Consider the following 24,409-nt stretch of genomic DNA (forward strand, 5'->3'; position numbering starts at 1 on the left):
GCTATGCAGCCTGCATAGGAACAGGGGTCGCGATTGCGCCGGCAGATTCAATCAACCTACAGTCGATGCTTGTGAATCGCGACACGCGAGGATATGAGCAGGGCCACCGCTGACCACGCACCACGGGCTTTGCCATACGAACGATTGCCGGCCTCGTGCAGCTCTGGCAGTCAGAGAGGAACCTCATGACCCTTCACCAGCGCCCCTCCTTGCAGGATGTGCCCGCTTACAAGCAAGGCAAGCCCGCAGCCGCTGGAGCCTCGAAACTTTCATCCAACGAGTCGCCGCATGCGCCGTTGCCATCGGTGCTGGACAGCATCCAGGACGGCCTGGCCACCATCCACCGCTACCCGAGCATTGCGGCACCCGAACTGACCGGCGCGCTCAGCGCGCAGTTCGGCATCCCGGCCGAGCACATCACCCTGGGTGCCGGATCGGTCGAGGTCGCGGCCCAGATCATCCATGCAGTGGCCGCCGAAGGCGACGAGGTCATGTACGCGTGGCGCTCCTTCGAGGCCTACCCCTCGCTGGTGCGCATCGCCGGGGCCACCCCCGTCGAGGTGCCGCTGGATGCCGAATGCCGACACGATCTTCCAGCCATGCTGGACGCCATCACCGAGAAGACCCGGCTGATCTTCATCTGCAATCCGAACAACCCGACCGGCACCGTGGTGCAGGCCGAGGCCCTGGACGCCTTCATCAACGCCGTGCCGCGCAATGTGCTGGTCGTCGTCGACGAAGCCTACGTGCATTTCGACCGTTCGGCCGTGCGAGCCGATGGCATCGAACTGTTCCGCAAATACCCGCATGTGGCAGTGCTGCACACCTTCTCCAAGGCCTACGGGCTGGCCGGATTGCGCGTGGGATACGCGATCAGCCCGCTGGTAGTCGCAGAGAACCTGCGCAAGGTCGCCGTGCCATTCGGTGTCACCGACCTGGCCCAGCGCGCGGCGGTGGCCTCGCTGGCCGCCATCGACGAATTGTCGGTGCGCATCGAGGAAGTCGTCGCCCAGCGCGAACGCATGCACGAGGGCCTGGCCGCTGCCGGATACCCGGTCGTGAAGTCGCAGGCGAATTTCGTCTGGGTGGACGCCGGCGAGGCGACCGTTGAGCTTGAAGCCAAGCTGGCAGCCGGCGGCGTGGTGGTTCGTGCCTTCCCCGGTGACGGGTTGCGGATCTCTTCGGGCACCGCGGAAGATGTCGACCGCGTACTCGCCGCCCTGCCAGCCGTGCAGGAGGCCACCGCGTGAGCGCAGTCAAAGCCCCCGAGCAGCTGCATGCCGGACTAACCCAGCGCCAGATCTCCATGATGGGCCTGGGTGGCGCGATCGGCGCTGGCCTGTTCGTCGGGTCCGGCCAGGCGATCTCCATTGCCGGACCGGCGGTGCTGGTCTCCTACCTGATCGCCGGCACCGTGATCATCGTGATCATGGCGATGCTTGCCGAAATGGTTGCCGCGAACCCCTCCTCGGGTGCGTTCTCGACCTTCGCCGGCCAGGCCATGGGCCGCAGCGCCGGCTCCACGCTGGGCTGGCTGTACTGGGTCCAGCTGGTCGTGGTGATCGCCGCCGAAGCCACCGGGGCCGCCGCCATTACCGCCGGGTGGGTGCCCGCATTCCCGCAGTGGGCTTGGGTGCTCAGCTTCGTGGTGATCCTCACCGGGGCGAATCTGCTCGGCGTGCGCAACTACGGCCGTTTCGAATACTGGTTCGCCGTGATCAAGGTGGCGGCGATCATCGCCTTCCTGGCCTTCGGCGCACTGGTACTGGCGGGCGTGCTTCCCACCCCTGAACCGGTGGGCTTTGCCAACCTGGCCGCCCACGGAGGCTTCGCCCCCGGCGGCATGGCAGGGATTGCCGCGGCCGTGCTGATCGTCATCTTCTCCTTCGGCGGCACCGAAGTCGTCTCGATCGCGGCCGCCGAGTCCAAGGACCCGGCTGGCAATATCAAGCGCGTGGTCAAGTCGGTGATGCTGCGCATCCTGTTCTTCTACCTCGGTTCGATCCTGGTGATTGTCGCCCTGGTGCCATGGAATGACCCGGCCGTCGCCGAAGGGCCATTTGCCGCCGCGTTGGATGTCATGCACATTCCGGGCGTGGGCTTCATGATGAACGCCGTGGTCGTGGTCGCGCTGCTTTCGGCGATGAACGCGAACATCTATGGTTCCTCGCGCATGCTGTACTCCCTGGGCAAGCGCAAGCTCGCCCCGCGCGCCGTCACCCACGTGACCGGCAAGGGCGTGCCGGCGAAGTCCGTCATCAGCTCGGTTTCGTTCTCGTTCCTGGCCGTCGGCCTGAACTGGATCTGGCCGGATGCGGTCATGCCGATCCTGCTGAACGTGGTCGGTTCGACCATCATCGTCATCTGGGCGTTCATTGCCGTCACGCAGCTGATCCTGCGTCGTCGTGCGGACCGCGACGGTGCGCACCTGCCGTTGCGCCTGTGGGGTTTCCCCGGCTTGTCGATCGCGACGATCGTCCTCTTGGCAGCGATTGTCGCCATTGCGATGACCGATCCAGCCGCACGCACCCAGCTGCTGCTCACTGGCGGGCTGACCGCCGCGATATGGGTGATCTCCAAGATCGCGTTGCGCGATGAGAGCGGGGATTCGGTGGACGCCTGAAAATCTCCGTGAAGCCTAGGTCCAGCAATTGCTGGGCCTAGGCTTTTCTCTTTGCCATTTCGGTGATCCAAATTGGCGCGAAGGGGGAAATGCACCCGGCAGAGGTCGGATAGTCCGCCAGCACCTGCAGCGACTCGCCGATCGCCAGCGCGCGCGGGCGCAGCCGCTCATGCTCGATGCCGATCTGTGCCAGCGTCGTATTCATCGCCCATTGCAAGCGGTCCGGTGCGGTACGCATCTCGGATTCGATCGTGTCCAGCAGTTGCTCCAGATTCAGCTGTTCCGGAGCCTTCACGACCTGGTGCGCGGTCAATTCCCACGCGGCAGCCTGTTGCACCGGGTCGGACTCGTCCATGAGCAGCACGCGGAGTTCTTCGAGCAGCTTGGATTTCTTGACGATGTAGCTCAGGAACCAGGCTTGGACCTTGGGAGTGGTGGCGTCCTTGCTCCAGGCCTGCAGCTGGTCGAGTGAAAAACTGCGTGGCTTGGCGATCAGCAGCGCGACCAGCCGGGTTGCGGTGTCCCCCGTCGCCCAGAGCTCGTTGGCAAGTTCCTGGTTGCTTTTCAACGCCTTGGCCAGTGCCCTGAGCTTGCCCAGGTTCACGCCAAAATCGTCGCCATGCTTCTCATTGACTGCCCGGTGCTTGGGGTCTTCAAGTTCGTCCAAGGCCTGCTGCACGTCGGCAACGGTGCTCTGCGGTGTCAGTTCCATGTGCCATCCTTCTGCTGAAGCGGTTCAACGGGCTGGCGCAGGATAGTGCGAAGCTTTTCCGGTGCCACCTTGCGCGGGTCGCCGAGGTAGATTTCGTGGTGCTTGCCGGTCATGCGCAAACCCTGCGCCGGAATGAATTCGTGGTGCATCGTGGCCAGAATTCCGGCTTCGTCATCGTAGGGGCCGATGTGCAGTGTCTGCACGCATTGGCCTTCAAGGAGCGTCTCGAAGCGGATGCGTTCGGGGCATGGCAGCTGCTTCTTCTCCTGTGCCGCTTCCACGGCTGACGCGAAGTCTTCCTCGGTGATCCATGCAGGAGCCATGAGCATCATCGTCCAGCTCCATTTCGACTTATCCCGCCGCTCGGTGAACACTGCCATGTTCTCGGCCCACCAGAGGCCTTCCAATGGCGGGACGACATAGTCGCGGCCCTGAGCCTTGCTCGCGAATTTGAGCTTGTAGGCGACGGGATACAGAGTTTGCAAGGCTTGCTGGTACGCATCGCTGGTGTTGGGATCTCCGGTTCCGTCGATCATCAGGTATTGTGCTGCTGGCACCTGCAGGACACGGATTTCCCCGGCTTTCGACCGGTATCCGTCCAGCGATTTCTTGAAGTCAATTTTCTCCGGCAAGTCTCGCCTGAAGCCTTCCGTCTAGAACCATCTACGCCATTTGAATACACCATACAGGGCTGCGGCAAAGCCGAGCATGAGGCAGACTGCCACCGGGTAGCCGAATGACCAGTGAAGTTCTGGCATGTTATCGAAGTTCATCCCGTAGATGGCTGCGATCAGCGTCGGCGCGAACAGGATGGCAGCCCAACCCGAGATCTTCTTCATGTCCTCGTTTTGGCGCTGTGCTACAAGGGTGGAGTTCACGTTCAAGATCTGCGAGAGCGCATCCCTGTATTCCACGGCTTGGGAATGCGCGCGGGTGAGGTGGTCGGTGACATCCTGGAGGTAGGTTTCCAGTTCGTCCGGCACTGGGTACTTCTTGAACCCGTCATCGAGCGATTGCACCACTTCCAGCAACGACGCGGTCGCGTGCTGCATGTCGATGACTTCTTGGCTCAATCGGTAGATGCGTTCGGTGACCGCAGCGTCCCCGCTGAAGACTTGGCGTTCGATCTGTTCCTTGTCGATGCCCAGCCCGTGGAGCACCGGGACGTATCCATCGACGATCTCATCCAGGATCCGGTACAGGACTGCCTCAGCGCCCAGACGGAGCAGTTCCGGGTCCTTGAGCAGCAACTGGTCCTTGCGCAGGCGCCCATTCCTGATTGACTCGACAAACCCTTCGCCGTCGGTGCCATCGATCCATCGGTGGTCCTGGCAGAGGACAGCTACAGCGCCTTTGCGGACCAGGATGTGGAACTCGGACAACTCCACCTCTTCGGTTTCGTCCAGGTACAGTGCCGAACGCACAACTAGCAGCAGCACCTCGCCGTAGCGTTCGAGCTTCGGGCGCTGGCGGGCGTGGACGAGGTCTTCAACGAGCACCGGGTGCAGGTCCCACGCCTCGGTGAGTTCTTGGATGTCAGCTTCATCCGGGGTGGGATAGAGTGACAACGCGATCCGCTGCGGTCCGGACTTGCCGAAGGCCAACGCATCGGCTGCGCTGGTGCCTTCCGGTGCGGATTCCACGGTGCCGTCGTCAATATAACGCACTGCCATCGAGGCATGTGATGACTGATGGGTTCCATAGGCTGCTCTGGCGTTCGCTGCCCGGCGTTGAACTCGTGACATTTTGCTCCTGAATGATCTTCGTTCATTCAAGTATGGCAAGTCCCGAACGCATTTCGGCGTTGCTCAGTTCTCCGGCTTTTCGCCGGCCGATTCTTGGCGGCCGAAGCCTAGGGGGCGACGATTTCTGCATCCAGCTTTCCGGCGCGCCACAGTTCCGTAGTCTCATCGGCCAACGCTTCAGCTTCCATCGCCTCTGCCGGTGTCATGAAATAGGTATTGATTCGCAATTTCTGCTCGGGATCCAATTCGGGTGACAGCAGCACCATGGGTCTGCTTTGCGGGATCATCACCGCATGAAACAGTCCGCAATGACGGGCCGTGTGATGGATCACGCAACTCAAGGCCGCATTCCTGATATCCGTGCGCCCGCCCTTTTCCCATGCGTCCAGATGATCGATTTCGCACCGTTCGGCAGGCATGCTGCACCCAGGATAGGAACAGCCCCGGTAAGCTGCCCGTGTCGCCCGGCGTTGAGCCTTGGAATACAACCGTTGCGTCCGGCCCAAGTCGAGAGGCAGACTCTTGCCGTTCAGCACCACAGGATAGATCCCTGCTTGGCACAACGCTGCCCTGGCTTCGCCCGGAGATAGCTGGATTCCCGAAGAAGTGACCGCGAAATCAGATGCCTGTGCCAGCATCCGCTCGTAATTCAGGATGATGCTCACCTGCGGAGTGGCTAGTCCCGGTTGCTTGTCCGGCGGGCTTGCCGTTCGATCGCTCATCAGCAGTGCCATGAACCCGATAAGCCGCAGGCGTTCAGGTTTCAGATCTTTCCAAGGGGCCGATTCGGTGCCTGGTTCCTGCTGGTGTTCCGTAGTTTCATGCTCATTCGCGGTTTCGGCATCTGTTGCATCGTCTGCGTCCGTGGCTTCGGGTACCTCGGTGTCCGCTTGTGCATCGTCGTCATCGGATTCGGTGCCTTCGGCATGATCTTGAGCCCAATCGGGCAGGGATTGCCCGTCGTCCCAATCGCTGGCTTATTCTCCGGTGAATTGCGCTTCGGCATCCTTCAGGCCATCGCGGTTGCCTGCCACCGGCGCCGGGTTGTCCAACGAGGCGAAGAACGCCTCGATATAGGCAGCCTGGGAAGGCAGCGCATTCACCACGTATTCGATCAGGCCCTGGCGAAGCCCCTTCTTGAGAATTCCGATGCTCTCCAGCAGTGCCTTGATCGGTCGTTTGCCTGCCTTCACCTGCGCCACCATGTCGCTGATATGCTTCCGGGCCGATTTGGGCTCCGCATGCATGAAAGTCAAGGATTCTCGTTCAAGCTGCTCCTTCTTCGAATGAGCGGCCTCCCCCTCGCCCAAGTCCTTGCGTGCCGAATGCAGTTTCTTGCTGGCTGCAAAGACCAGACGTGCGTCTGACGCAGGATCATTGAACTCGGTCGCAAGCTGGGGCAGCCACGGGGGCGTCGGCAGTGCTGCCTCATCGATGCCGCCAAGCAAGCAGTCAGCAAGGATGAGCCGTTCACTGGCGGTGCCCAGCGGGATATCCAGCCAGTCGCGCATCATTCCACGCGTGTTCCTGAAGTGGGCCCGGCCGGTAATGGCGCGGCCGGCTGCATCGTCGATGTTCGGCAGCGTCGGGTGTTTGGTGGCTACTTCGATAGCCTGGAAGGAAAACTGGTCGAGCTTGTGGGCACCGGTGCGGCGCAGCGCGTGCGCTGCGTGAACCTGGGCTCGGGAAGTCTGCTGGGCGATACCCTCGGTTAATTTGGCGTAGCAGGCAGCATGGCCGGCGGAAATATTGCCCGCACCAAGCACAGCGGTGGCCGCGCAGATGAGCTCAGAGGCTTCAGCGAGCTGTTGAAGTGCTTTGGCGGTGTCGGTGGTCATGGATACTGCTTGCACCGAATCCAGAGTGCACAAAGGCGGGCCCGGCCAGACTGTGGAAAAGTAAAAATCCTGCGATTCGGCCCGAGCCGACTCGCAGGATTTTAATTTGTGGAGGCTGTTCAGGAGTACTCCAACAGGGGCCGCCACTACCAAAATCGTCTCCTGCGGTTAGTGGAAATCATGCATAAGCATCAGATATCTGGCGCGAAGCAGCGAGTCAGCAGAAAGCCAAAGCATCAACCACAACGAGTGGATCGCAGGATAAACGCTGAACAAATTCAGTCCCTCATCACCGGCTACAAACAAGGTAAATCCTCCGCCGCATTGGGAATCGAGTTCGGTATCTCAAAAACCAGCGTCATTGAATTGTTACGCAAGAACGCTGTACGCATTCAAAATAGTCGGATCTCTATCGAGAACCAATGACTTGCAATCCACTTGTATCAAAACGATATGTCACTCGCCAAGGTTGGTCAACGCATCGGCGTCTCAGCTAGTGCAGTACGGAATCTACTCCTCCGAAACGGATTCTCCACTCGCTCCATGTAACTTCTTTTGCGCTTTCATCGCCTCCTTCATTGCATCTTTGAGCATCGCTCTGGCAAGTTGAGCATAGTTCAGCCTATTGGAACTAGCCTTCGTGGCTTCGCAAAGAAGTCACGAAGACAGATAGAGCGTTGATTTTCTGACACGTGATAACAACCAGAAAATCTAAATGCCTGCGACTATTAGAAGCAGGAAAAATTATACTCAATTCAATAGTGAATGATTTTCGGTAACTAAACATCATGTCCAACCCAGTAAGAACAATGACACCGGTACATCTACAGTCGGTGAATCAACAAGGTTTCAATGGGACAAGGTTCGAAAGCATTTCAGACCGGTGCCGGTCCTAGGCCTAACAATAGGACTACAGTTGCACCATGAATAACACTCGCAGACCCCCTCCTAGCTCAAAATTCCCAGCCCGAAAGTTCACACACCACGGAGTGGAATACGATCTCATGCGTTTTAGCCCAGACTTCAACGCTGCGGCAACCACATTTAGCCCACATAAGCCAGTTTCTGTTAAGCTGCCCGTCCTTATTAGTTCCCTGCACGTCGAAGCAGAAGCCGTCGTAAAAACACACGGGCTGATCTATGTCCTCGCCAAAGATGACATTGGCGAAGTTTTTGGCGTCTGGTGTTTTATCGAGGATGTCATTTTCGAGGTCTAACTCTGGCCTATGGCGACCTGTCTACAAAATCACTAGTCCGAGAGCACAAGCGCGTTATTCCTTCCTATAGGACCTTCTAAACTACCGCTCTCACCGAAATCCGCGGCAAAGTATCGAATGTTCGAGAGTGTCTGGAAACGACAATGGATTCTAAGGGTGCAGCAATCATTGGTCTATGCATAGCTGGGATCCTCATGTCGTTAATCAGCTTGTGGATACTGTTCTATGCAGTTGGAAGTAGTACCATGCTGGGATCTATAGCAGCATTCATTTGCCTAGCTGTCGGAATTTTCCTAATAGTCATGGGCTTGAAGTCTCCGTAGACTACAGGCTACAAAATCGTGTACTCTTCTAGTTCACATCGGCGTGGTCAAGCATGGGCAATATCTGATCACCATCTAACCAACTTAAATAAACCATGACTTTGTCAGCTATTCAGGCGTACACTGGTATTGAAGCACTCCCTTACCGATATATGCCGTTTCCGGGGTTCTTCACCGGCGTATGACTCTTGTGCCGTCTCCTTCTGACAGACGACGTTCAGGTTAAAGCAACAGTGTTGAACCGGTTGCACCCCAACCAGAGAGCAAATTTTCTACTGGGCTCTCAAAAATAGTGCGATGCACGCTTCATTCCACGTCTATAGCAGTCTTCCAAGAAGAGATCCATCGAGCTCGTTCAACCACCTGCCACGAATTTGTGGCCTGGTATGTTCAGACTGCTCCGTCTTATCCGCAACGATCCGCGTCTGGACCTAGCGAAAAGGATGATTCGTCGAAGCTGCATGGTATGAGACCACCCGAAATTTATACATCCGGTTGCTTCGTGAACACGCAGCAATTAGCTCGGAAGGACCAGTGTCAACGTCATGCAAAAGCCCGAGCGATGCCCACGATGCCTCAGGAAATCACTGGTGGAAACGGAAACCCGTCGCTACCAAGACGATGAAAATCAACTACGTCGCTGGGACAACGACGGAGGCCATGACGAAGGAATGCATCAAGACGTAGAAGTGACGATGCGAGAAGTGATGTGGACTTGCAATTTCTGTGGCTGGCATCGCGTAGCCTACAGCGCTCAAGAACCTCATCTGGGTCCCGAGTCAAATCCGAACTAGTCCTCCCACAACCTTCAGCTCCGTACCCAGTCAATGCAACTGATCTTGGAGCTTCCTATTCCCAATACGAGAGATGATGACCTATGGAACATCAATCACAACGTTTCCCAACAAATCACGAGCCTCTAACTGTGGGTGACGTACTGGTGGATTCGCTTCCTGGAACCCTCTTTACTGCGCATGCACCCGAAAAATATATGGTTGCAGCAGTGTTTAATCGCCGCCCTGAACCAGAAGAGATTCGAAATATCCTAAGTTCCGAGGTTCAGGAACAACTTGCGTCATCTGGCTACGCTGACATCAAACTCAGTATCGCTAACCGACGGTTAGAGATATCAAATACCTCTCTCGAAGAGCTCCGTGACGGGTTAGCCTTTGCAATTGCCTGCGCGCTTGCCCAACAAAGCGAGAAGTTCCAGCACCACCAAGACATGACCGAAACTCAATTTCGTAAAGACATCGACGCAGAAACAGAGCGATCGCAGTCAGTACAAAAACTTGCGAAGTCGATCTCCTTCGGGTCTTCGATCTAATCAGAATTCATTCACTCAAGCCACCTGAACAAGAGCGCATAGGGCCTATAGGCAATAAGTGGTGTCGCGCGACCTGATCCTGCCCCGGAATCCCGGGGCAGAATCAAGTCGACTATGGATGTTGTTCCCATAGGCGTGACCCTTAATAGAAAAAACACCCACCTATGTAGTATCTGCCAAAGCCCTCAAAAGAAGAACGGGCAACGCAACGGCAAGCAACGCTGGCGATGCACCAACTGCAACGCCTCCACCACACACAACCGCCCTGACCTCACCGCACGGAACCAGCTGGCAAGCTTCATCACCTGGCTGATGGGCAAGCTCACCCAAGCCGAACACGCCGGCGGCACCGGACGAACCTTCCACCACCAAACCCAATGGTGCTGGAACACCCACCCCTATCTGAACCACACCGGAGAAGTCTTCGACGAGATCCAAGTCGACGGAATCTACCTGCGCCGCGGCTGGTGCCTTTTGATCGCCATCGCCAACGGCAAAGTCATCTCCTGGCAATAGTGCAACCACGAGAAAGCAGCAGCATGGACCGCGCTGCTGCAGCATCTTCCGGAACCGAAAGTCATCGTCACCGACGGCGGCTCAGGACTGATGAAAGCTTTGAAGAACCTCTGGCCCGAGGTGAAGGTCCAGCGGTGCCTGGTACATATCCAGCGCAACGTGCGCACGCACCTGACCCTGAACCCACGCCTGGCCGCAGGCAAGGCGTTGCGCCAGTTGAGCCTGCAACTGACGCGTATCCGCACCCAAGAAGAAGCCACGGCATGGATGGCCGCGTTCGCTGCATGGCACACCGAGCACCAGGACCTGCTCGCTGAACGCACCTACGCTCGCGACTGGGCCGGTCCACGGCCTAAAGGGCTGCCCAAGACCCGGACCTGGTGGTACACGCACGACAAGTTGCGCAAGGCCTATGAAAGCATGAACCGGGCGCTGCGGCGTGGCCACCTGTTCACCTACCTCGACCACGATTTGGAAGGATTAGGGATCAATGCGACGACGAACATGATCGAAGGAGCGATCAACTCCGGGATCCGGGAGATGATCCGCAACCATCGCGGGATGCCGATTGAGCACCGAAGACGGGCGTGCGAATGGTTCTGCTGGACGCACGCGGACAAGAGCTCACGGCCGACCTTGCCGGCGCTGATCAAGGCCAACAAGGCCTACGAACAAGAACAGGCAGAGGTAAAGCAGAAAGCTGCGGAAGACCCTGTTGGTCCGGAGCTCTACGGGACCACCGCAACGGCTGAGGAAGGACTGTATTCCAGGGCTGGTTGGGCTGGAAGAACTCGCTAGAAATTGGTCCTAGAACGGGGTTTGGCCCGGGTGACACACCCGGGCCAGACACCATTTATTGCCCATAGCCCCCAAAGTCGCCTGGAACGCCCGTAGGCAAGGGCAATCCCTCACCGCCATACTTGGGGGAACCTTGGCGACGAAAACGGGTCTGAAATGACAATTGACCGAGCAACATCATTATCTGATGTTTACTCGGTCGATTGTTGGAATACTACTAATTTGGTGGAGGTAAGGGGATTCGAACCCCTGACCTTCTGCATGCCATGCAGACGCGCTACCAACTGCGCCATACCCCCAAAAGGATTGCTGCCCTGATCAGGCAACTCCATAATCATAGATGACTACCTGATCAGGATGCAAATTGAGGGCTACTTCTGGTTTTCAGGGTTTTCGGCAGGCAGCTCGATGACTGGGCAGTCGGCCCAAAGGCGTTCAAGCGCGTAGAAGATGCGGTCTTCCTGGTGCTGGACGTGGACGACGACGTCGCCGTAGTCCAGCAGTACCCAGCGACCCAGGCCGAAGCCTTCGCGGCGGATCGGGCGCATGCTGTACTTGTCGAGCACCTCGGCAACGATTTCGTCGACGATCGCGTTCACCTGAGGTTCTGACCCACCAGAAACAATCAAGAAAGCGTCGGTGACGCCCAGGCGGTCGGCAACATCCAGCGCGACCATGTTTTCTGCCAGCTTTTCGGAAGCCGCATGCGCGGCGACCTTCACGAGGGCGATTGATTCTGCGTGTGCTCCCATTGAGTGGAGTGTCTCCTTATAGAGGTGTAGATCGAGAACCTAATTGTCCTACGAAAACTAGTTGCCAAGCAACATGATCAGGCCAGCGACCAACGCGGCACCGCCCACACTGAGGGCGACGATCATCGCGATCAGCATGTTGTTGGCCCGGCGAAGACCGTGGGCCTGCACGTCAAGCGGCTGCAGACCCTGCGCGTTGACCGCGTCGATGCGTGGCATGTCGACGTCAGCAGCTGGTTGCTCGGCCTTCGGCTTGGGCTTGGCCGGCGCCTCTGCCGCTGGCTTGGCTGCCGGTTTTGCAACGGGCTTGGCTGGGGCCTTGGGCGCTGGCTTGGGAGCCGGCTTAGCCGGGGCCTTGGCCGCAGGCTTCGCTGGAGCCTTCGCCGCCGGCTTGGCCATCGGCTTCTTGGCCGCTGGTGCCGCTTCGTCCTTCTTGGATCCTGCGGTGAAGTCCAGTGAGACGCTCTGCGTCTTCGGGCCCTGCACGCCGGTCTTTGCGATACGGTCCTCGACCTCGCGGATGTTGCCCATAGCGCCGGTGAACGGGTCGGAAGCCTGGTCGTCCTTGCCCTGGTTGGCGTTCTGCACGCGCAGTCGTTCGCGCTCCGCGGCACGGCGGGAAATGATGGCTGCGCGAGCGGCCATTTCACGCTGGTGGGCGAGAACCTCGAGATCGATCTCGGAGTCGTCCTCCCCCAGCAGGTTCGGATCAACTGGAGCCTTGGGCGCGTGGGCGCGGCGTGCGGCCAACGCCTGCTCGACGCTCATGACGGTAGTCTCCGGGGCGTCGTCCTTTGGCGCAGGCTTCTTCGCGGCGGCGGGTTCCTGCTCGGCCTTGCCCTGATCAGCCAACGCCTGCAGGCGCAGCTGGCGGCGGGTCAGCGGCTTCGGCTCCTCGGCCGGGGCAACGGTTGGAATGTTGGTGGTCAGCGCGCCGACTTCTTCTTCAAGACGGCGACGCTCGCGCAATGCCTCACGGTCGCGGGCACGGCGCAGCGATGCGCGCTCACCCAGAGGTTCTTCGGCCTGCGGTGCACCAGCCGGCTTGGCTGCGGGCTTGGCGCTGGGAGCCTTGGCCGGAGCAGGCTTCGCCGCTTGCGGCTTGGCCTGAACGGCGTTGGCGGCAGGTGCCTGCGGGGCAGACTTGGCCGCTTCCGGCTTGGCGCCGGACTCCTTGGCGGCAGGCTTGGGTGCCTGCTCCTTGGCCGGCGCCGATTTTGCAGGCTCTGCCTTGGGTGCCGGCTTGGCTTGCGGGGCCGCGTCGCTTTTCGCTGGCTTCGCCGAATCCTCGGCCTTGTCCTCGTCCTTTGACGCGAGTTCCTTGGCTTCCTGTTCGGCCTTGCTGCTGGCCAGCAATGCTTCCATCTCAGCACGTCGTTTTTCGCGCAGAGCTCGCCTGCTTGAAACCGGCTGCGAGTTATCGCTCATCCTGATACTTCTCCCGACCGCATAGACAAATACCGTCACCCTTACCTAGAGATTATGCCGTGTTACCCCACCCTATGTGAGGTTACGACTCGGTATACAGCCCATATTTTGCAATGTACTGCACCACACCGTCCGGCACCAGATACCAAACCGGCTTATCTGCGGCGACACGTTCCCGGCAATCGGTGGAGGAAATTGCCAGAGCGGGAATCTCCAATTGCGAGACGTTGTCGCGGCCCAGATCCGCGATGACGTAACCAGGACGGCTCACGCCAACGAAGTGGGCGAGATCGAAGACCTGGTCGATGTCGCGCCAGCTCATGATCTGGCTCATCGCGTCGGCACCGGTAATGAAGAACAGCTCCGCGTCCGGACGCAGGGCACGCAGATCGAGCAAGGTGTCCCGCGTGTAGGTGGCGCCTTCGCGGTCGATGTCGACGCGGCTTACGGTGAAGCGCGGGTTCGACGCGGTGGCGATCACCGTCATCAGGTAGCGGTGCTCGGCGCTGGTGACTTGGCGATCGGCCTTCTGCCATGGTTGGCCGGTGGGTACGAAAACAACCTCATCCAGGTCGTATTCGGCAGCTACCTCGCTGGCGGCGACCAAGTGGCCATTGTGGATGGGGTCAAAAGTACCGCCCATCACGCCGAGGCGCAATGGGCGGTCTTGAGGCTTTTGCTCTGCCAAGACTAGTGGCTATGCGGTACGTGAGTCTTGAACTGGCGGTGGGTGTCCTCTGGCTCAGGCTTGGCGTCGTGGCGGTTGCCTACGTTGGTGTAGGACACGGTGATCAACAGCAGGATCATCAGTGCTGCGAAGATGCCACCACCGATGATCACAGCGAAAGTGTGAGGGTCCATGCCGGTGGAAGCGGCTTCGGAAGCCAAAATCAGCGCGTTCAAGATAATTCTCCAGTCGTTTTCACGAGCCCGCTGTGCCACCAGCCTGGGCGGATGGAGCAGCGGCTCGAAAAGTAACGGTACGTTTCTTCTACATCGTACCGAAAAGGGCGGTCAGAAACTATTTCCGGATATGTCCGTCGCCTTGGACGATCCACTTGGTCGTGGTCAGTTCGGCCAGGCCCATCGGGCCGCGGGCGTGCATCTTCTGGGTCGAGATGCCCACTTCGGCGCCCAGGCCCAGTTGCCCGCCGTCGGTGAACCGGGTGGAGGCGTTGACGATCACGGCGGCCGAGTCGATCTCCGCGACGAACTGCTCGGAGGCGGCCAGCGAAGAGGTGACAATTGCCTCGGTGTGGCCGGTGGAGTAGGCGCGGATGTGCTCCAGGGCCTGATCCATGCCGTCGACGACCTTCACCGCGATGTCCAGGTCCAGGTACTCGTTGCCCCAGTCCTCCTCCCCCGCGGCGATGGTCTGCAGCTGCGGAACCAGTGCGGCGGCACGATCGTCCGTGTGCAATCTCACGCCGGCAGCGGACAGGGCCTGCAGCACTGCCGGGGCGGCGGCGGCATCCTTGTGGACCAGCAGGGTTTCCACGGTGTTGCAGACGCTGGGACGGTGGGTCTTCGCGTTGAGCAGGATGTCCACCGCCATTTCCTCGTCGGCGCTCGCGTCGAGGAAGATATGCACATTGCCCTCGCCGGTTTCGATGACCGGGACCTTGGCGGTGGTGACCACGCGCTGGATCAGCTCGCGGCCGCCGCGCGGGATGAGCACGTCGATCTTTCCGCGCGCGCCCATCATGGCGTCGGCGCCGGCACGGCCGAACTCGTCGACCGAGATCACGATGTCGCGCGGCAGGGAGACGGACTCCAGCGCGTCGCGGATCACCGCGACCAGCGCCTGGTTGGAGTTCAGCGCGGCCGAACCGCCACGCAGCAGCACGGCGTTGCCGCTTTTCAGCGCCAGTCCGGCAATGTCCACGGTGACGTTGGGGCGTGCTTCGTAGATGGTGCCGATGACGCCCAGCGGCACGTTGACCTGGCGCATGCGCAGGCCGTTGGGCAGGGTTTCGCCGCGCACCACGCGGCCTACCGGGTCGGGCAGCCCGGCGAGCTCATGCAGCGCGGCGATCAGGCCGTCGATGCGCGGGCCATCGAGCTTCAGCCGGTCAAGCAGTGCTTCGGAGGTGCCATTGGCGCGGCCCGAGGCCAAGTCCTGCTCGTTGGCGCGCAGGATCATCGAGCGGTTCTCGTCGATGCGCGCGGCCATGGCGGCCAGGGCGCGGTCTTTCCAGTCGCGGTTGGCGCGCTTGAGGATCCGCGAGGCGCGGCGTGCGCGATCGGCCAGCTGATGGACCGAGGTGGTGACGTCGGTGGTCGTTGCTTCGGTGTTTACGGCGTCCATACTCATGCTCCTCATTCTAGAAAATGGGTTCGATCAAAGCCAGATCATCGACATGCACTACCGACCTGTCGTAACCTGCGCCGAGTTCTTCCACCAGCTCTGTGGTGCTGTGACCCAGCATGTCGGGCAGTTCGTGGGAGTCGAAATTCACCAGCCCGCGGGCGAAAGGAGTCCCCTTGGCATCGCAGATTTCGACGGCGTCGCCGGCTTCGAATTCCCCGCGCACCGCGGTGATGCCGGCGGCCAGCAGCGAGTTGGTGCCGCTGGCGATGGCCTTGACCGCGCCGGCATCCAGGATCAGCTTCCCTTCGATGTTGGCCAGGTAGGCGAGCCAGACGTCGCGGGCCGAGCGCCGGGAGTTGCGGGCGGCGAACCAGGTGCCCACGTCCTCTCCGCGCAGCGCCTTGGCCGCATTGTCGGTGCTGGTCACCAGCGTCGGGATGCCTGCCGAGGAGCTGAGGGTCGCGGCGTCGACCTTGGTGATCATGCCGCCGGTGCCCACCCCGGCCGCACCCGGGGTGCCCAGGTCCACGGCTTCGAGCTCGTCGGGGTGCTCGATGGTGGTGATGCGGCTGCCGCCGTCGTCCGGGTGCGCGTCGTAGACGGAGTCCACGTCGGAGAAGAGCAGCAGTGCGTCGGCCTTGACCAGGTGGGCTACCAGCGAGGCGAGCCGGTCGTTGTCGCCGAAGCGGATTTCGCGGGTGGCTACCGCGTCATTTTCGTTCACGATGGGCAGCACGCCCAGGTTCAGCAGGCGGACCAGGGAACGCAGCGCGTTGGTGTAGGACGAGCGGCGCATCAGGTCATCGGCGGTCAGCAGCACCTGGCCCACTCGCTGGTCGTACTCGTCGAACAGCTGGGTGTACTGCGCCAGCAGCAGGCCCTGGCCGACGGCGGCGGCGGCCTGCTGGGTGGCCAGGTCCTTGGGACGCTTGGCCAACCCGAGCGGGGCCAGGCCGGCGGCGATCGCGCCGGAGGAAACGAGGATGACCTCGGTTCCGTTGCGCAAGGTTTCAGCGAGCGTGTCCACCAGGAACTTCAGCCGCTCGTGCGATATCCCGCCGCTGACCGTGGTCAACGAGCTGGATCCCACTTTGATGACCAGCCGCTTGGCTTGCGGCAGCTGGTGGGGCGAGGTAATGGCTGAAATTGTCTTAGTGGCGCTTTCACTCATACTTTAATTTTCCTCCTGGTTTGCCTTTGGTTCAGCAGTTTTGCGTCCGTACTTGGCGTCCACGGATTCGGTCCAGATGCCGGCCTTGCGCTCGGCTTCCAGCTCGGCGCGGGCGGCCGCCTTGGCGGCCTTGCGCTCCTCGTGCTCGGCGCGCTTCTCCTCGCGGGTCTTGCGATCGCCGCGCTCCTCGAGGCGGATATCCTCGCCGCGCCGGCTGCCGCCGAGCAGTTCGGCACCGGCAGCCATAGTCGGCTCCCAGTCGAAGACCACTGCGTCGTCCTCCGCGCCGATGATCACCGCGTCCCCCGGCTTGGCGCCGGACTTGAACAGCTGGGTCTCGACGCCCAGCTTGGCCAGGCGGTCGGCCAGGTAGCCTACGGCTTCATCGTTGCGGAAGTCGGTCTGCATGATCCAGCGTTCCGGCTTCTCGCCAATCACCCGCCACATCGGCTCAAGGTTCTGCTCCTCGCGGCGGATGGTGAATTCGACGCGCTTGGCTGCGCGCGGACGGATCACAGGCACCTCGACGACAGGGGCTTCAACCACCTGTTCGGCACGGGCCTGCTCTACCAATTCAGCCATAGCGAATGACAGATCGCGTAATCCATTACGCGAGAGCGCGGAGATCTCGAAGACGCGGTAGCCGCGCTTCTCCAATTCCGGGCGAACGAATTCGGCCATGTCCGCGCCGTCCGGCATGTCGACCTTGTTCAGCGCGATCAGTTTCGGGCGGTCGATCAGTGGCACGATGGTGCCATCGGTGCCGGCGAAGGTGGAATCGGCCTCGTAATTGGCCAGCTCCGACTCGATGATCTCCAGATCGCTGATCGGGTCGCGGTCCGATTCCAGCGAGGCGCAATCCAGCACGTGCACAATCGCCGCGCAGCGCTCGACGTGGCGCAGGAACTCGTGGCCCAGCCCCTTGCCTTCGGAAGCGCCCGGGATCAGGCCAGGCACGTCGGCGACGGTGAAGCGGGTTTCGCCAGCTTCGACCACTCCCAGGTTGGGCACCAGCGTGGTGAAGGGGTAGTCGGCGATCTTCGGGCGAGCCGCGGACAGGGCGGCGATCAGCGAGGACTTGCCGGCCGAGGGGTAGCCCACGAGGGCGATATCGGCCATGGACTTCAGTTCCAGGACGATGTCCTGGCTGGTGCCAGGGATGCCCAGCAATGCGAAGCCCGGGGCCTTGCGCTTATCCGAGGCGATGGCTGCGTTGCCCAGGCCGCCCATGCCGCCGATGGCTGCGATGTATTCGTCGCCCGGATTGACCAGGTCGCCGAGGATGTCGCCGTCCTTGGTCTTGATGACGGTGCCGGCAGGTACGCCGAGGACCAGATCCTCGCCGCTTTTGCCCGGGTGCAGGCTGCCCTTGCCCGGTTCTCCGTTGCCGGCCTTGCGGTGCGGCAGGTGGTGGAAGTCCAGCAGCGTGGTGACCTGGGGGTCGACGCGCAGGATGATGTCTCCGCCCTTGCCTCCGTTGCCGCCGTCGGGACCGCCAAGCGGCTTGAACTTCTCACGCTTGATGGACACACAACCGTGGCCACCATTACCTGCGGTGACATGAAGGGTTACGCGATCAACGAATGCAGCCACGGGGCCATCTACTCCTAGTACGGGGTTGCGAGGGATACTCGCTTAAAAGTCTAACTATGCACGCAAGGGGCGGACCGAAATCGGCCCACCCCTTGTGTACTAAAAAATTTGCCTGATACCTGAATTAGGCAGCAGCCACAATGTTCACCACGCGGCGACCACGACGGGTGCCGAACTCGACTGCGCCAGCAGCCAATGCGAACAGGGTGTCATCCTTGCCACGGCCTACGCCGGCGCCTGGGTGGAAGTGGGTGCCACGCTGGCGAACGATGATTTCGCCTGCCTTGACTTCCTGACCACCGTAGCGCTTTACGCCTAGGTACTGTGCGTTGGAATCGCGACCGTTGCGAGTGGAACTCGCACCTTTCTTATGTGCCATGCCTTTTAGCCTCTTTCGCTACAAAAAATGGATTCTACGATTGCCTGAATTAGGCGATCGAGGTGACCTTGACCTTGGTCAGAGCGGCACGGAAGCCCTGGCGCTTCTTGTAACCGGTCTTGTTCTTGTACTTCTGGATAACGATCTTCTCGCCGCGAAGGTTTTCTACAACCTCAGCGGTGACCTTGACATTAGCCAGATCGGCAGCTGCGGAAGTTACCTTCTCGCCATCTACCAACAGCAAAGCTGGAAGCTCGATGGAGCTGCCTGGGGCAGCCTGAAGACGGTCAACGGTGATGAGGTCTCCTACGGAAACCTTCTCCTGGTGGCCGCCTGCGCGGACAATTGCGTACACCACGTGGGTACTCACTTCTACTCGACGTTTATTGTCTTACCGGCGCAGATATCGACCCGAACACCCACATAGTGGATGCGATCCGGGGATCTCATGCGCTTGTGCCTTGACGCCGAGCGGACCAAAAGTCCGTGATCTTGGCGTTTAGCACCGATCAACTAGATTACGCTAGTCCCCACCGCTGGAGCAAATACAAACTGCCCCAGCGTGGGAAGCGTGATCAAGTTCATCTATTTCAGTTCGCGTACCGGAACACCCACACCGAGCATGACCGGATTCCCGGCAGGTTCAGCTGGTTTTTCCTTCTTCGAACCGGAGGCATCCATCTGGACTACCGAACCGGTAGCGGCGGATACCTCTGCCACGAGGACCTCTGCCGTCGCATCGCCCTGGACCGAGGTGGCCCGACGACTGCGGCGCTTTGGCTTCGTGGAAATCTGCGGGGTTGCCGTGGCGGCAGCCGGAGCGGAAGCAGATGCAGTTGCAGCGGCAGGAGCACTGGCAGCTGGCATGGCCAGGCCGGTAAGCACCGGCTGGTCCTGCTGCGCCGACTCCTGCGGACGCGATGCACGGCGCGAACGCTTGCGAGGCTGCTCTTCGGACTTCGGGGCAGCAACAGGTTCAGGAGCAGCTTGCTGTTCCTGGCTGGCCTGTGCGTCCTCGTTGGTCGAAGCGCTTTCCTCGGCCTGGTTGCGGTTGCGTCCGCGGGAGCGCGAACGGCGGCGCGGCTTGCGGCTGCCATCGTGCTCTTCGCTGGACTCTTCCTTGCCAGGCAAGGCGGCTTCCAGGGCCTCCAGGGTCACCGAAGCCTCGGCGGCCTGCGCAGGGGCCGCGGTGGCCTGTGCGGGGACCACGGACTTCGTCACCGGAATCTGCTCGCCCTCGATGCTCACTGCGTTATCAGCAGGGCCGTCAAGGTGCGAGGCGGCGGCGATGCTGGCCAGGGCGTTGCGCGTGGCTTCGTCTTTCTCCCCTGCTGCCTGGTCCTGCTTCTCAACCGGCTTCTGCTCGTCCTTCTCGCCGCCGCGACGGCGGCGGGAATTGCGGCTTGGCTTGTCGTTGAACTTCTTGCCATGCGATTCGCCATGCGAGTTGAAGGACTTGCGCGATTCGACCGGCTCGTCGTGGGTGATGACGCCAGCACCAGCGCAGTGCTCGCACTCTTCGCCGAAGACTTCGAGCAGTCCGGTGCCCATGCGCTTGCGGGTCATCTGCACCAGGCCCAGCGAGGTCACTTCGGCCACCTGGTGCTTGGTCCGGTCGCGGCCCAGGCACTCGACCAGGCGGCGCAGCACCAAGTCGCGGTTCGACTCAAGCACCATGTCGATGAAGTCGATGACGATAATGCCGCCGATGTCGCGCAGGCGCAGCTGGCGCACGACTTCCTCGGCCGCTTCCAAGTTGTTCTTGGTCACGGTCTCTTCGAGGTTGCCGCCCGAACCGGTGAACTTGCCGGTGTTGACGTCGATGACAGTCATCGCCTCGGTGCGGTCGATGACCAGCGAGCCGCCCGAAGGCAGGAAGACCTTGCGGTCCAGTGCCTTCGCGATCTGCTCGTCCACGCGGAAATTGGCGAAGATGTCCTCTTCTGCTTCCCACTTCTCCAGGCGTCCCATCAGGTCCGGGGCCACGTACATGACATAGGCCTCGATGGTGTCCCAGGCGTGCTCGCCCGAGACGATCAGCTTGGTGAAGTCCTCGTTGAAGACGTCGCGGACTACCTTGATGGTCAGGTCCGGTTCCGAGTACAGCAGTTCCGGAGCCAGGGTCTTGGTGGAGTTCGCCTGTTCCTCGATGCCTTCCCACTGCGCGCGCAGCCGGTTGATATCGTTGGTCAGCTCCTCCTCGGAGGCGCCTTCGGCGGCGGTGCGCACGATGACGCCAGCGTTTTCCGGCAGGTGGTCCTTGAGGATCTTCTTCAGGCGCTGGCGCTCAACATCGGGCAGCTTGCGCGAGATGCCGGTCATCGAACCGCCCGGCACGTAGACCAGGTAGCGGCCCGGCAGCGAGATCTGGCTGGTCAGGCGGGCACCCTTGTGGCCTACCGGGTCCTTGGTGACCTGGACAAGGACCGAGTCGCCGGCCTTCAATGCGTTCTCGATGCGGCGTGGCGCGCCTTCGAGCGCTGCCACATCCCAGTTGACTTCGCCTGCGTACAGCACGGCGTTGCGGCCGCGTCCGATATCCACGAAAGCGGCTTCCATGGAGGGCAGCACATTCTGCACCTTGCCGACGTACACGTTGCCGATCAGCGAATCCTGCTGGGTCTTGGAGACGAAGTGCTCTGCGAGCACGCCGTCTTCGAGCACGCCAATCTGGATGCGGTCTTCGCGCTGGCGCACGATCATCTTGCGCTCGACGGACTCGCGGCGGGCCAGGAACTCGGCCTCGGTAATCACCTGGCGGCGGCGTCCGGTTTCGCGCGATTCGCGGCGGCGCTGGCGCTTGGCTTCCAGACGGGTGGAACCGCGCACCGAGGCGACCTTGTTGTTGACCGAGCTGTGGCTCTCGATGCTTCCACGCGGAGCACGTACGCGGGTGACGGTGTTCGGCGGATCATCCTGCGAGCCGCCTTCGAGCTCCAGATCCACGTCGCCACGGCGACGGCGGCGACGGCGACGCGAGGTCACGTCGTCTGAATCGGCGTCTTCAGCGGAATTCGAGGCAGCGGCACGGCGGGCAGGTTCCTGCTTCTTCGCGACGGCTGCGGCCAGCACAGCCTGGGCGGTTTCCGGCACGGCAAACGGATTGAGGATCATGCTGCTGCCGTGTTCGGCCAGCAGCATGCCGGTCTGGTCAACGTCGTTCGCCTCTTCCACCGGGGCAGCTTCCTGCTCGGCGGCTTCAGCTGCTTCGGCGTTCTGCGCCTGTGCGTCTTCATGCTTGGCTGCGGCAAGCTCGACGGCCGCGTCATTGGCGGTATCGCGTGCCGCCTGGGCACGGCGTTCTGCTTGGCGGCTGGCCCGCTTGGTGGAATCAGGCGTGGAAACCTGGGTGCGGCGGGTGGCCCGCCAGCGGTATGGGCTTTCCTCGACACCGGCAGCGGCATTGAGTTCGGCCAAGGTCATGGCGCGACGCAGTGGCCGCGCAGGCGTGGTTGAAACACTGGTACGGCGGGCTCGAGTTGAACGGTTGCCCCGCTTATTACCTTGCGCTCCACCCTTTCGTTGATTTGCTGCGCTCATTTAAATTCGCGTACTCCTACTATGTCCCGCTTCGGCATCCTCCACAGACGGCGCCGTCGCTGAAACTACAATCATCACGTGTCGCTTGGCCTACCTGACTTCCAGTAGGCCGGACACAAAAGCTCGCTATTTTCCGCGGGTTCAACGCAGGTCCAAAATTCTGAACCATGCGCAAATCCTGCGGATCAACGTGGCCTAAGAAAACCGGCTGCTTTCCTTTGCAGCCCTACGATCCGCGGTATTCCCTCGGGAGGCGCACATATTGGGCACTCAACCGAAGCGATGCATCGCCTGTCGATCTGTCGTTTCAAAAGTCTGTCGTCGGGTTGAAAGCAGACTGTGGATCCGCGAACAACCATTTACATTCTCTCATATTTCGTTCACGCCTTGTTCATTGCTTCTCACCTGTTGCACAGAAACGCTTCCTAGGATGAAAAAGCCCACGGCGGAATTACCCGCTTTCCTATGAACTTATGGAATAGTCAAAACATGGTTTCATCACTAGAAAATAGCCGCGGCTCGGGCGTGTTGCCCTGGTGGGCTAAGGAACGCGGCTTCGGTCTGTTCATCATCGTTACCGGGTTGGTCTCTTGGCTCGCCGCCGGAATCCTGGTTCTGGAACGCTTGGAGCTCTACAAGAACCCCGACTACATCACCAGTTGCGATGTTAATCCCTGGATCTCTTGTGGCACCGTGATGAAATCCGAGCAAGCAGGCATTTTCGGTTTCCCCAACCCCTTTTTCGGGATTGTCTGTTTCGCAGTGGTAATCACGATCGGCTTCGCCCTGCTTGCCGGCGCAAGCAACCTGAAGCGCTGGTTCTGGCTGAGCTTCCAGCTGGGCGTGACGGCGGCCATTGGGTTGGTGATCTGGTTCTGGTCCCAGGCCCTCTACGAAATCAATGCACTGTGCCCATACTGCATGGTCGTCTGGGTCATGACGATTCCATTGTTCGTCTTCACTACCGCACGCAATGTGCTCACCGGCGTGATTCCCGCAGGCCCCGGCGTGAAGAAGTTCTTCAGCGAGTGGAGCTGGATCATCACCGCTATCATCTGGGTGCTCCTCGCCGCATCGGTCGTCCTGCGTTTCCCGCACGCCTTCTTCGGCTAGAACAACTCCAGATCTCCTCACGTACCTGCGGGGCCGCCACTTCGGTGACGGCCCCGCAGTGCTGTTCCCGGCACTCCGCCCCACCCCGCCGGCCAAATAGGTCATGTCCAGACCTTGTACCACTTCTCGTTGCCCCCGGCGCGCCAATGCGCAAAGGAATCCCAATTCCCGCTGCGACTAGCGCTTATTGGACACATGGCGGCGCCTGCACGGCTTCGCCAACAACGATTTTCCGGGCACCGCTCAGCTAGACCCGGTAGATTGGATGCATGGCAAGTGACATATGGAACACAGAAAATGCCCAAGACTACGGAATTAATCTGCTAATTTCCGAACACATACGGCTGCGTGAACTGCAAGAGGAAGATCTTGCATTCCTCACCCAATGGTGGAACAGTCCGGAGTTCATGGCCCTGCAAGGCAACCTGGTACTTCCCCACCCGGTCACCGAGGCCGCAGAACTCTTCAAGTCCCGGAGCATCAACCGGGGCACCACCGACGGCGTTGGACTGTCGATCACGCTTCCCGACGATACGCTGATTGGTCACACAGCATTGTACGAATACAACGCTCCAGCGCGTTCTGCCGAGCTGATGATCATGATCGGCGGATCCAATGTTGGCCAGGGCTACGGCACAATGGCCATCAAGATGATCATCGATTACGGCTTCCGCGAAATGGGGTTGAACCGCATCGGCCTGAACGTCTGGGCATACAACGAGCGCGCGCTACGCACCTTCAACCGCGCAGGATTCCGTGAAGAGGGCAGGGTGCGCCAAGCCGGATTCCACGACGGCTCGTTCCACGACAAGATCATCATGGGGCTGCTGGCCAAGGAATACTTCAGCGCCAAATAGCCCGGAGAGGCAGCGAACAAGATTTGAAAGCAACGGGGCCGCGCAGCGCGCGGCCCCGTTGCTTTGCATGAGCTTGCCTCCAGAGCGCTTGTAAAATCAGCCAATAGTTGCAGGAATCTTCGGCTTAATGGTGCAGAAGCAGGTTCTATTGGCCTAGCCAACACTA

At 60.6% G+C, this 24,409-nt stretch carries 22 protein-coding genes, 1 tRNA gene and 1 pseudogene; 8 read left to right on the plus strand and 16 right to left on the minus strand.

The features are described 5' to 3' along the window. Positions 1-185 precede the first annotated feature (185 nt). Positions 186-1,250 (plus strand): histidinol-phosphate transaminase, encoded by a 1,065-nt coding sequence (hisC, locus tag F0M17_RS09065; protein WP_149596974.1) that lies wholly within the window; start codon positions 186-188, stop codon positions 1,248-1,250. Then, entirely contained in the window at positions 1,247-2,623 is a 1,377-nt protein-coding gene (locus F0M17_RS09070) for an amino acid permease (protein ID WP_149596975.1), read from the plus strand. Before hisC ends, F0M17_RS09070 begins: the two co-directional genes overlap by 4 nt. A gap of 37 nt (positions 2,624-2,660) precedes the next feature. Here F0M17_RS09070 and F0M17_RS09075 read toward each other — a convergent pair whose 3' ends face one another. The 5 genes from F0M17_RS09075 to F0M17_RS17675 form a co-directional block, all read right to left on the minus strand. Beyond that, the gene (locus F0M17_RS09075; protein WP_149596976.1) at positions 2,661-3,335 is read right to left on the minus strand and encodes a DNA alkylation repair protein; all 675 of its coding nucleotides are present in this window, start codon (positions 3,333-3,335) and stop codon (positions 2,661-2,663) included. Beyond that, positions 3,326-3,967, minus strand: a complete 642-nt coding sequence (locus F0M17_RS09080; protein WP_149596977.1) for a GyrI-like domain-containing protein — start codon at positions 3,965-3,967, stop codon at positions 3,326-3,328. The genes F0M17_RS09075 and F0M17_RS09080 overlap by 10 nt, the downstream gene beginning before the upstream one ends. 21 nt (positions 3,968-3,988) lie before the next feature. After that, a complete protein-coding gene (locus F0M17_RS09085) occupies positions 3,989-5,008 on the minus strand; it encodes a magnesium and cobalt transport protein CorA (RefSeq protein ID WP_246857183.1) in 1,020 nt (339 codons plus the stop codon). A 179-nt stretch (positions 5,009-5,187) separates the two neighbouring features. After that, on the minus strand, positions 5,188-5,802 hold the full coding sequence (locus F0M17_RS17670) for an HNH endonuclease signature motif containing protein (RefSeq protein ID WP_246857042.1): 615 nt from the start codon (positions 5,800-5,802) through the stop codon (positions 5,188-5,190). A 255-nt stretch (positions 5,803-6,057) separates the two neighbouring features. Beyond that, positions 6,058-6,918, minus strand: a complete 861-nt coding sequence (locus tag F0M17_RS17675; protein ID WP_246857043.1) for a hypothetical protein — start codon at positions 6,916-6,918, stop codon at positions 6,058-6,060. Between the two features lie 180 nt (positions 6,919-7,098). Here F0M17_RS17675 and F0M17_RS09095 point away from each other — a divergent pair, with 180 nt between their 5' ends. The 4 genes and pseudogenes from F0M17_RS09095 to F0M17_RS09110 all read left to right on the plus strand — a co-directional run bounded on the left by F0M17_RS09095 (position 7,099) and on the right by F0M17_RS09110 (position 11,099). Beyond that, entirely contained in the window at positions 7,099-7,344 is a 246-nt protein-coding gene (locus tag F0M17_RS09095; protein WP_149596979.1) for a hypothetical protein, read from the plus strand. 578 nt (positions 7,345-7,922) lie between these two features. Beyond that, on the plus strand, positions 7,923-8,135 hold the full coding sequence (locus F0M17_RS09100) for a hypothetical protein (RefSeq protein ID WP_210416628.1): 213 nt from the start codon (positions 7,923-7,925) through the stop codon (positions 8,133-8,135). 1,200 nt (positions 8,136-9,335) lie between these two features. After that, positions 9,336-9,785 (plus strand): hypothetical protein, encoded by a 450-nt coding sequence (locus tag F0M17_RS09105; protein WP_038991273.1) that lies wholly within the window; start codon positions 9,336-9,338, stop codon positions 9,783-9,785. 114 nt (positions 9,786-9,899) lie between these two features. Beyond that, positions 9,900-11,099 (plus strand): annotated as a pseudogene (locus tag F0M17_RS09110) (IS1249 family transposase). Positions 11,100-11,322: 223 nt separating this feature from the next. Here F0M17_RS09110 and F0M17_RS09115 read toward each other — a convergent pair. The 11 genes from F0M17_RS09115 to F0M17_RS09165 all read right to left on the minus strand — a co-directional run bounded on the left by F0M17_RS09115 (position 11,323) and on the right by F0M17_RS09165 (position 22,156). Next, a tRNA-Ala gene (locus F0M17_RS09115) sits at positions 11,323-11,398 on the minus strand. A gap of 72 nt (positions 11,399-11,470) precedes the next feature. Continuing rightward, complete coding sequence (gene rsfS / locus F0M17_RS09120; protein ID WP_121866901.1) at positions 11,471-11,851, minus strand: ribosome silencing factor; 381 nt, start codon at positions 11,849-11,851, stop codon at positions 11,471-11,473. 57 nt (positions 11,852-11,908) lie between these two features. Then, a complete protein-coding gene (locus F0M17_RS09125) occupies positions 11,909-13,279 on the minus strand; it encodes a hypothetical protein (RefSeq protein ID WP_149596981.1) in 1,371 nt (456 codons plus the stop codon). Positions 13,280-13,361: 82 nt separating this feature from the next. Beyond that, positions 13,362-13,967, minus strand: a complete 606-nt coding sequence (gene nadD / locus F0M17_RS09130; RefSeq protein WP_073706141.1) for a nicotinate-nucleotide adenylyltransferase — start codon at positions 13,965-13,967, stop codon at positions 13,362-13,364. Positions 13,968-13,969: 2 nt separating this feature from the next. After that, positions 13,970-14,182, minus strand: coding sequence for a hypothetical protein (locus F0M17_RS09135; RefSeq protein WP_038990848.1), 213 nt, complete (start codon positions 14,180-14,182; stop codon positions 13,970-13,972). 118 nt (positions 14,183-14,300) lie between these two features. Further along, positions 14,301-15,587 carry a glutamate-5-semialdehyde dehydrogenase gene (locus F0M17_RS09140; protein ID WP_038990847.1) on the minus strand — a complete coding sequence of 429 codons (1,287 nt, stop codon included), beginning with the start codon at positions 15,585-15,587 and terminating at the stop codon, positions 14,301-14,303. A gap of 16 nt (positions 15,588-15,603) precedes the next feature. Then, positions 15,604-16,761, minus strand: a complete 1,158-nt coding sequence (gene proB / locus F0M17_RS09145) for a glutamate 5-kinase (RefSeq protein ID WP_038990846.1) — start codon at positions 16,759-16,761, stop codon at positions 15,604-15,606. A 3-nt stretch (positions 16,762-16,764) separates the two neighbouring features. Further along, entirely contained in the window at positions 16,765-18,354 is a 1,590-nt protein-coding gene (obgE, locus tag F0M17_RS09150; RefSeq protein ID WP_073706139.1) for a GTPase ObgE, read from the minus strand. Positions 18,355-18,478: 124 nt separating this feature from the next. After that, the gene (gene rpmA, locus F0M17_RS09155; protein ID WP_013349162.1) at positions 18,479-18,733 is read right to left on the minus strand and encodes a 50S ribosomal protein L27; all 255 of its coding nucleotides are present in this window, start codon (positions 18,731-18,733) and stop codon (positions 18,479-18,481) included. Positions 18,734-18,782: 49 nt separating this feature from the next. Next, complete coding sequence (gene rplU, locus F0M17_RS09160; protein WP_073706138.1) at positions 18,783-19,091, minus strand: 50S ribosomal protein L21; 309 nt, start codon at positions 19,089-19,091, stop codon at positions 18,783-18,785. 227 nt (positions 19,092-19,318) lie between these two features. Beyond that, on the minus strand, positions 19,319-22,156 hold the full coding sequence (locus tag F0M17_RS09165) for an Rne/Rng family ribonuclease (RefSeq protein ID WP_149596982.1): 2,838 nt from the start codon (positions 22,154-22,156) through the stop codon (positions 19,319-19,321). Positions 22,157-22,762: 606 nt separating this feature from the next. On the opposite strand from F0M17_RS09165, the gene F0M17_RS09170 reads away from it, so the two are divergent. Both F0M17_RS09170 and F0M17_RS09175 read left to right on the plus strand, forming a co-directional pair. Next, a complete protein-coding gene (locus F0M17_RS09170; protein ID WP_149596983.1) occupies positions 22,763-23,386 on the plus strand; it encodes a vitamin K epoxide reductase family protein in 624 nt (207 codons plus the stop codon). A gap of 269 nt (positions 23,387-23,655) precedes the next feature. Next, entirely contained in the window at positions 23,656-24,243 is a 588-nt protein-coding gene (locus F0M17_RS09175; RefSeq protein ID WP_073706135.1) for a GNAT family N-acetyltransferase, read from the plus strand. Positions 24,244-24,409: the final 166 nt, after the last annotated feature.

The sequence above is a fragment of the Glutamicibacter sp. ZJUTW genome (genome assembly GCF_008370855.1).
Taxonomy (GTDB): Bacteria; Actinomycetota; Actinomycetes; order Actinomycetales; family Micrococcaceae; genus Glutamicibacter; species Glutamicibacter nicotianae.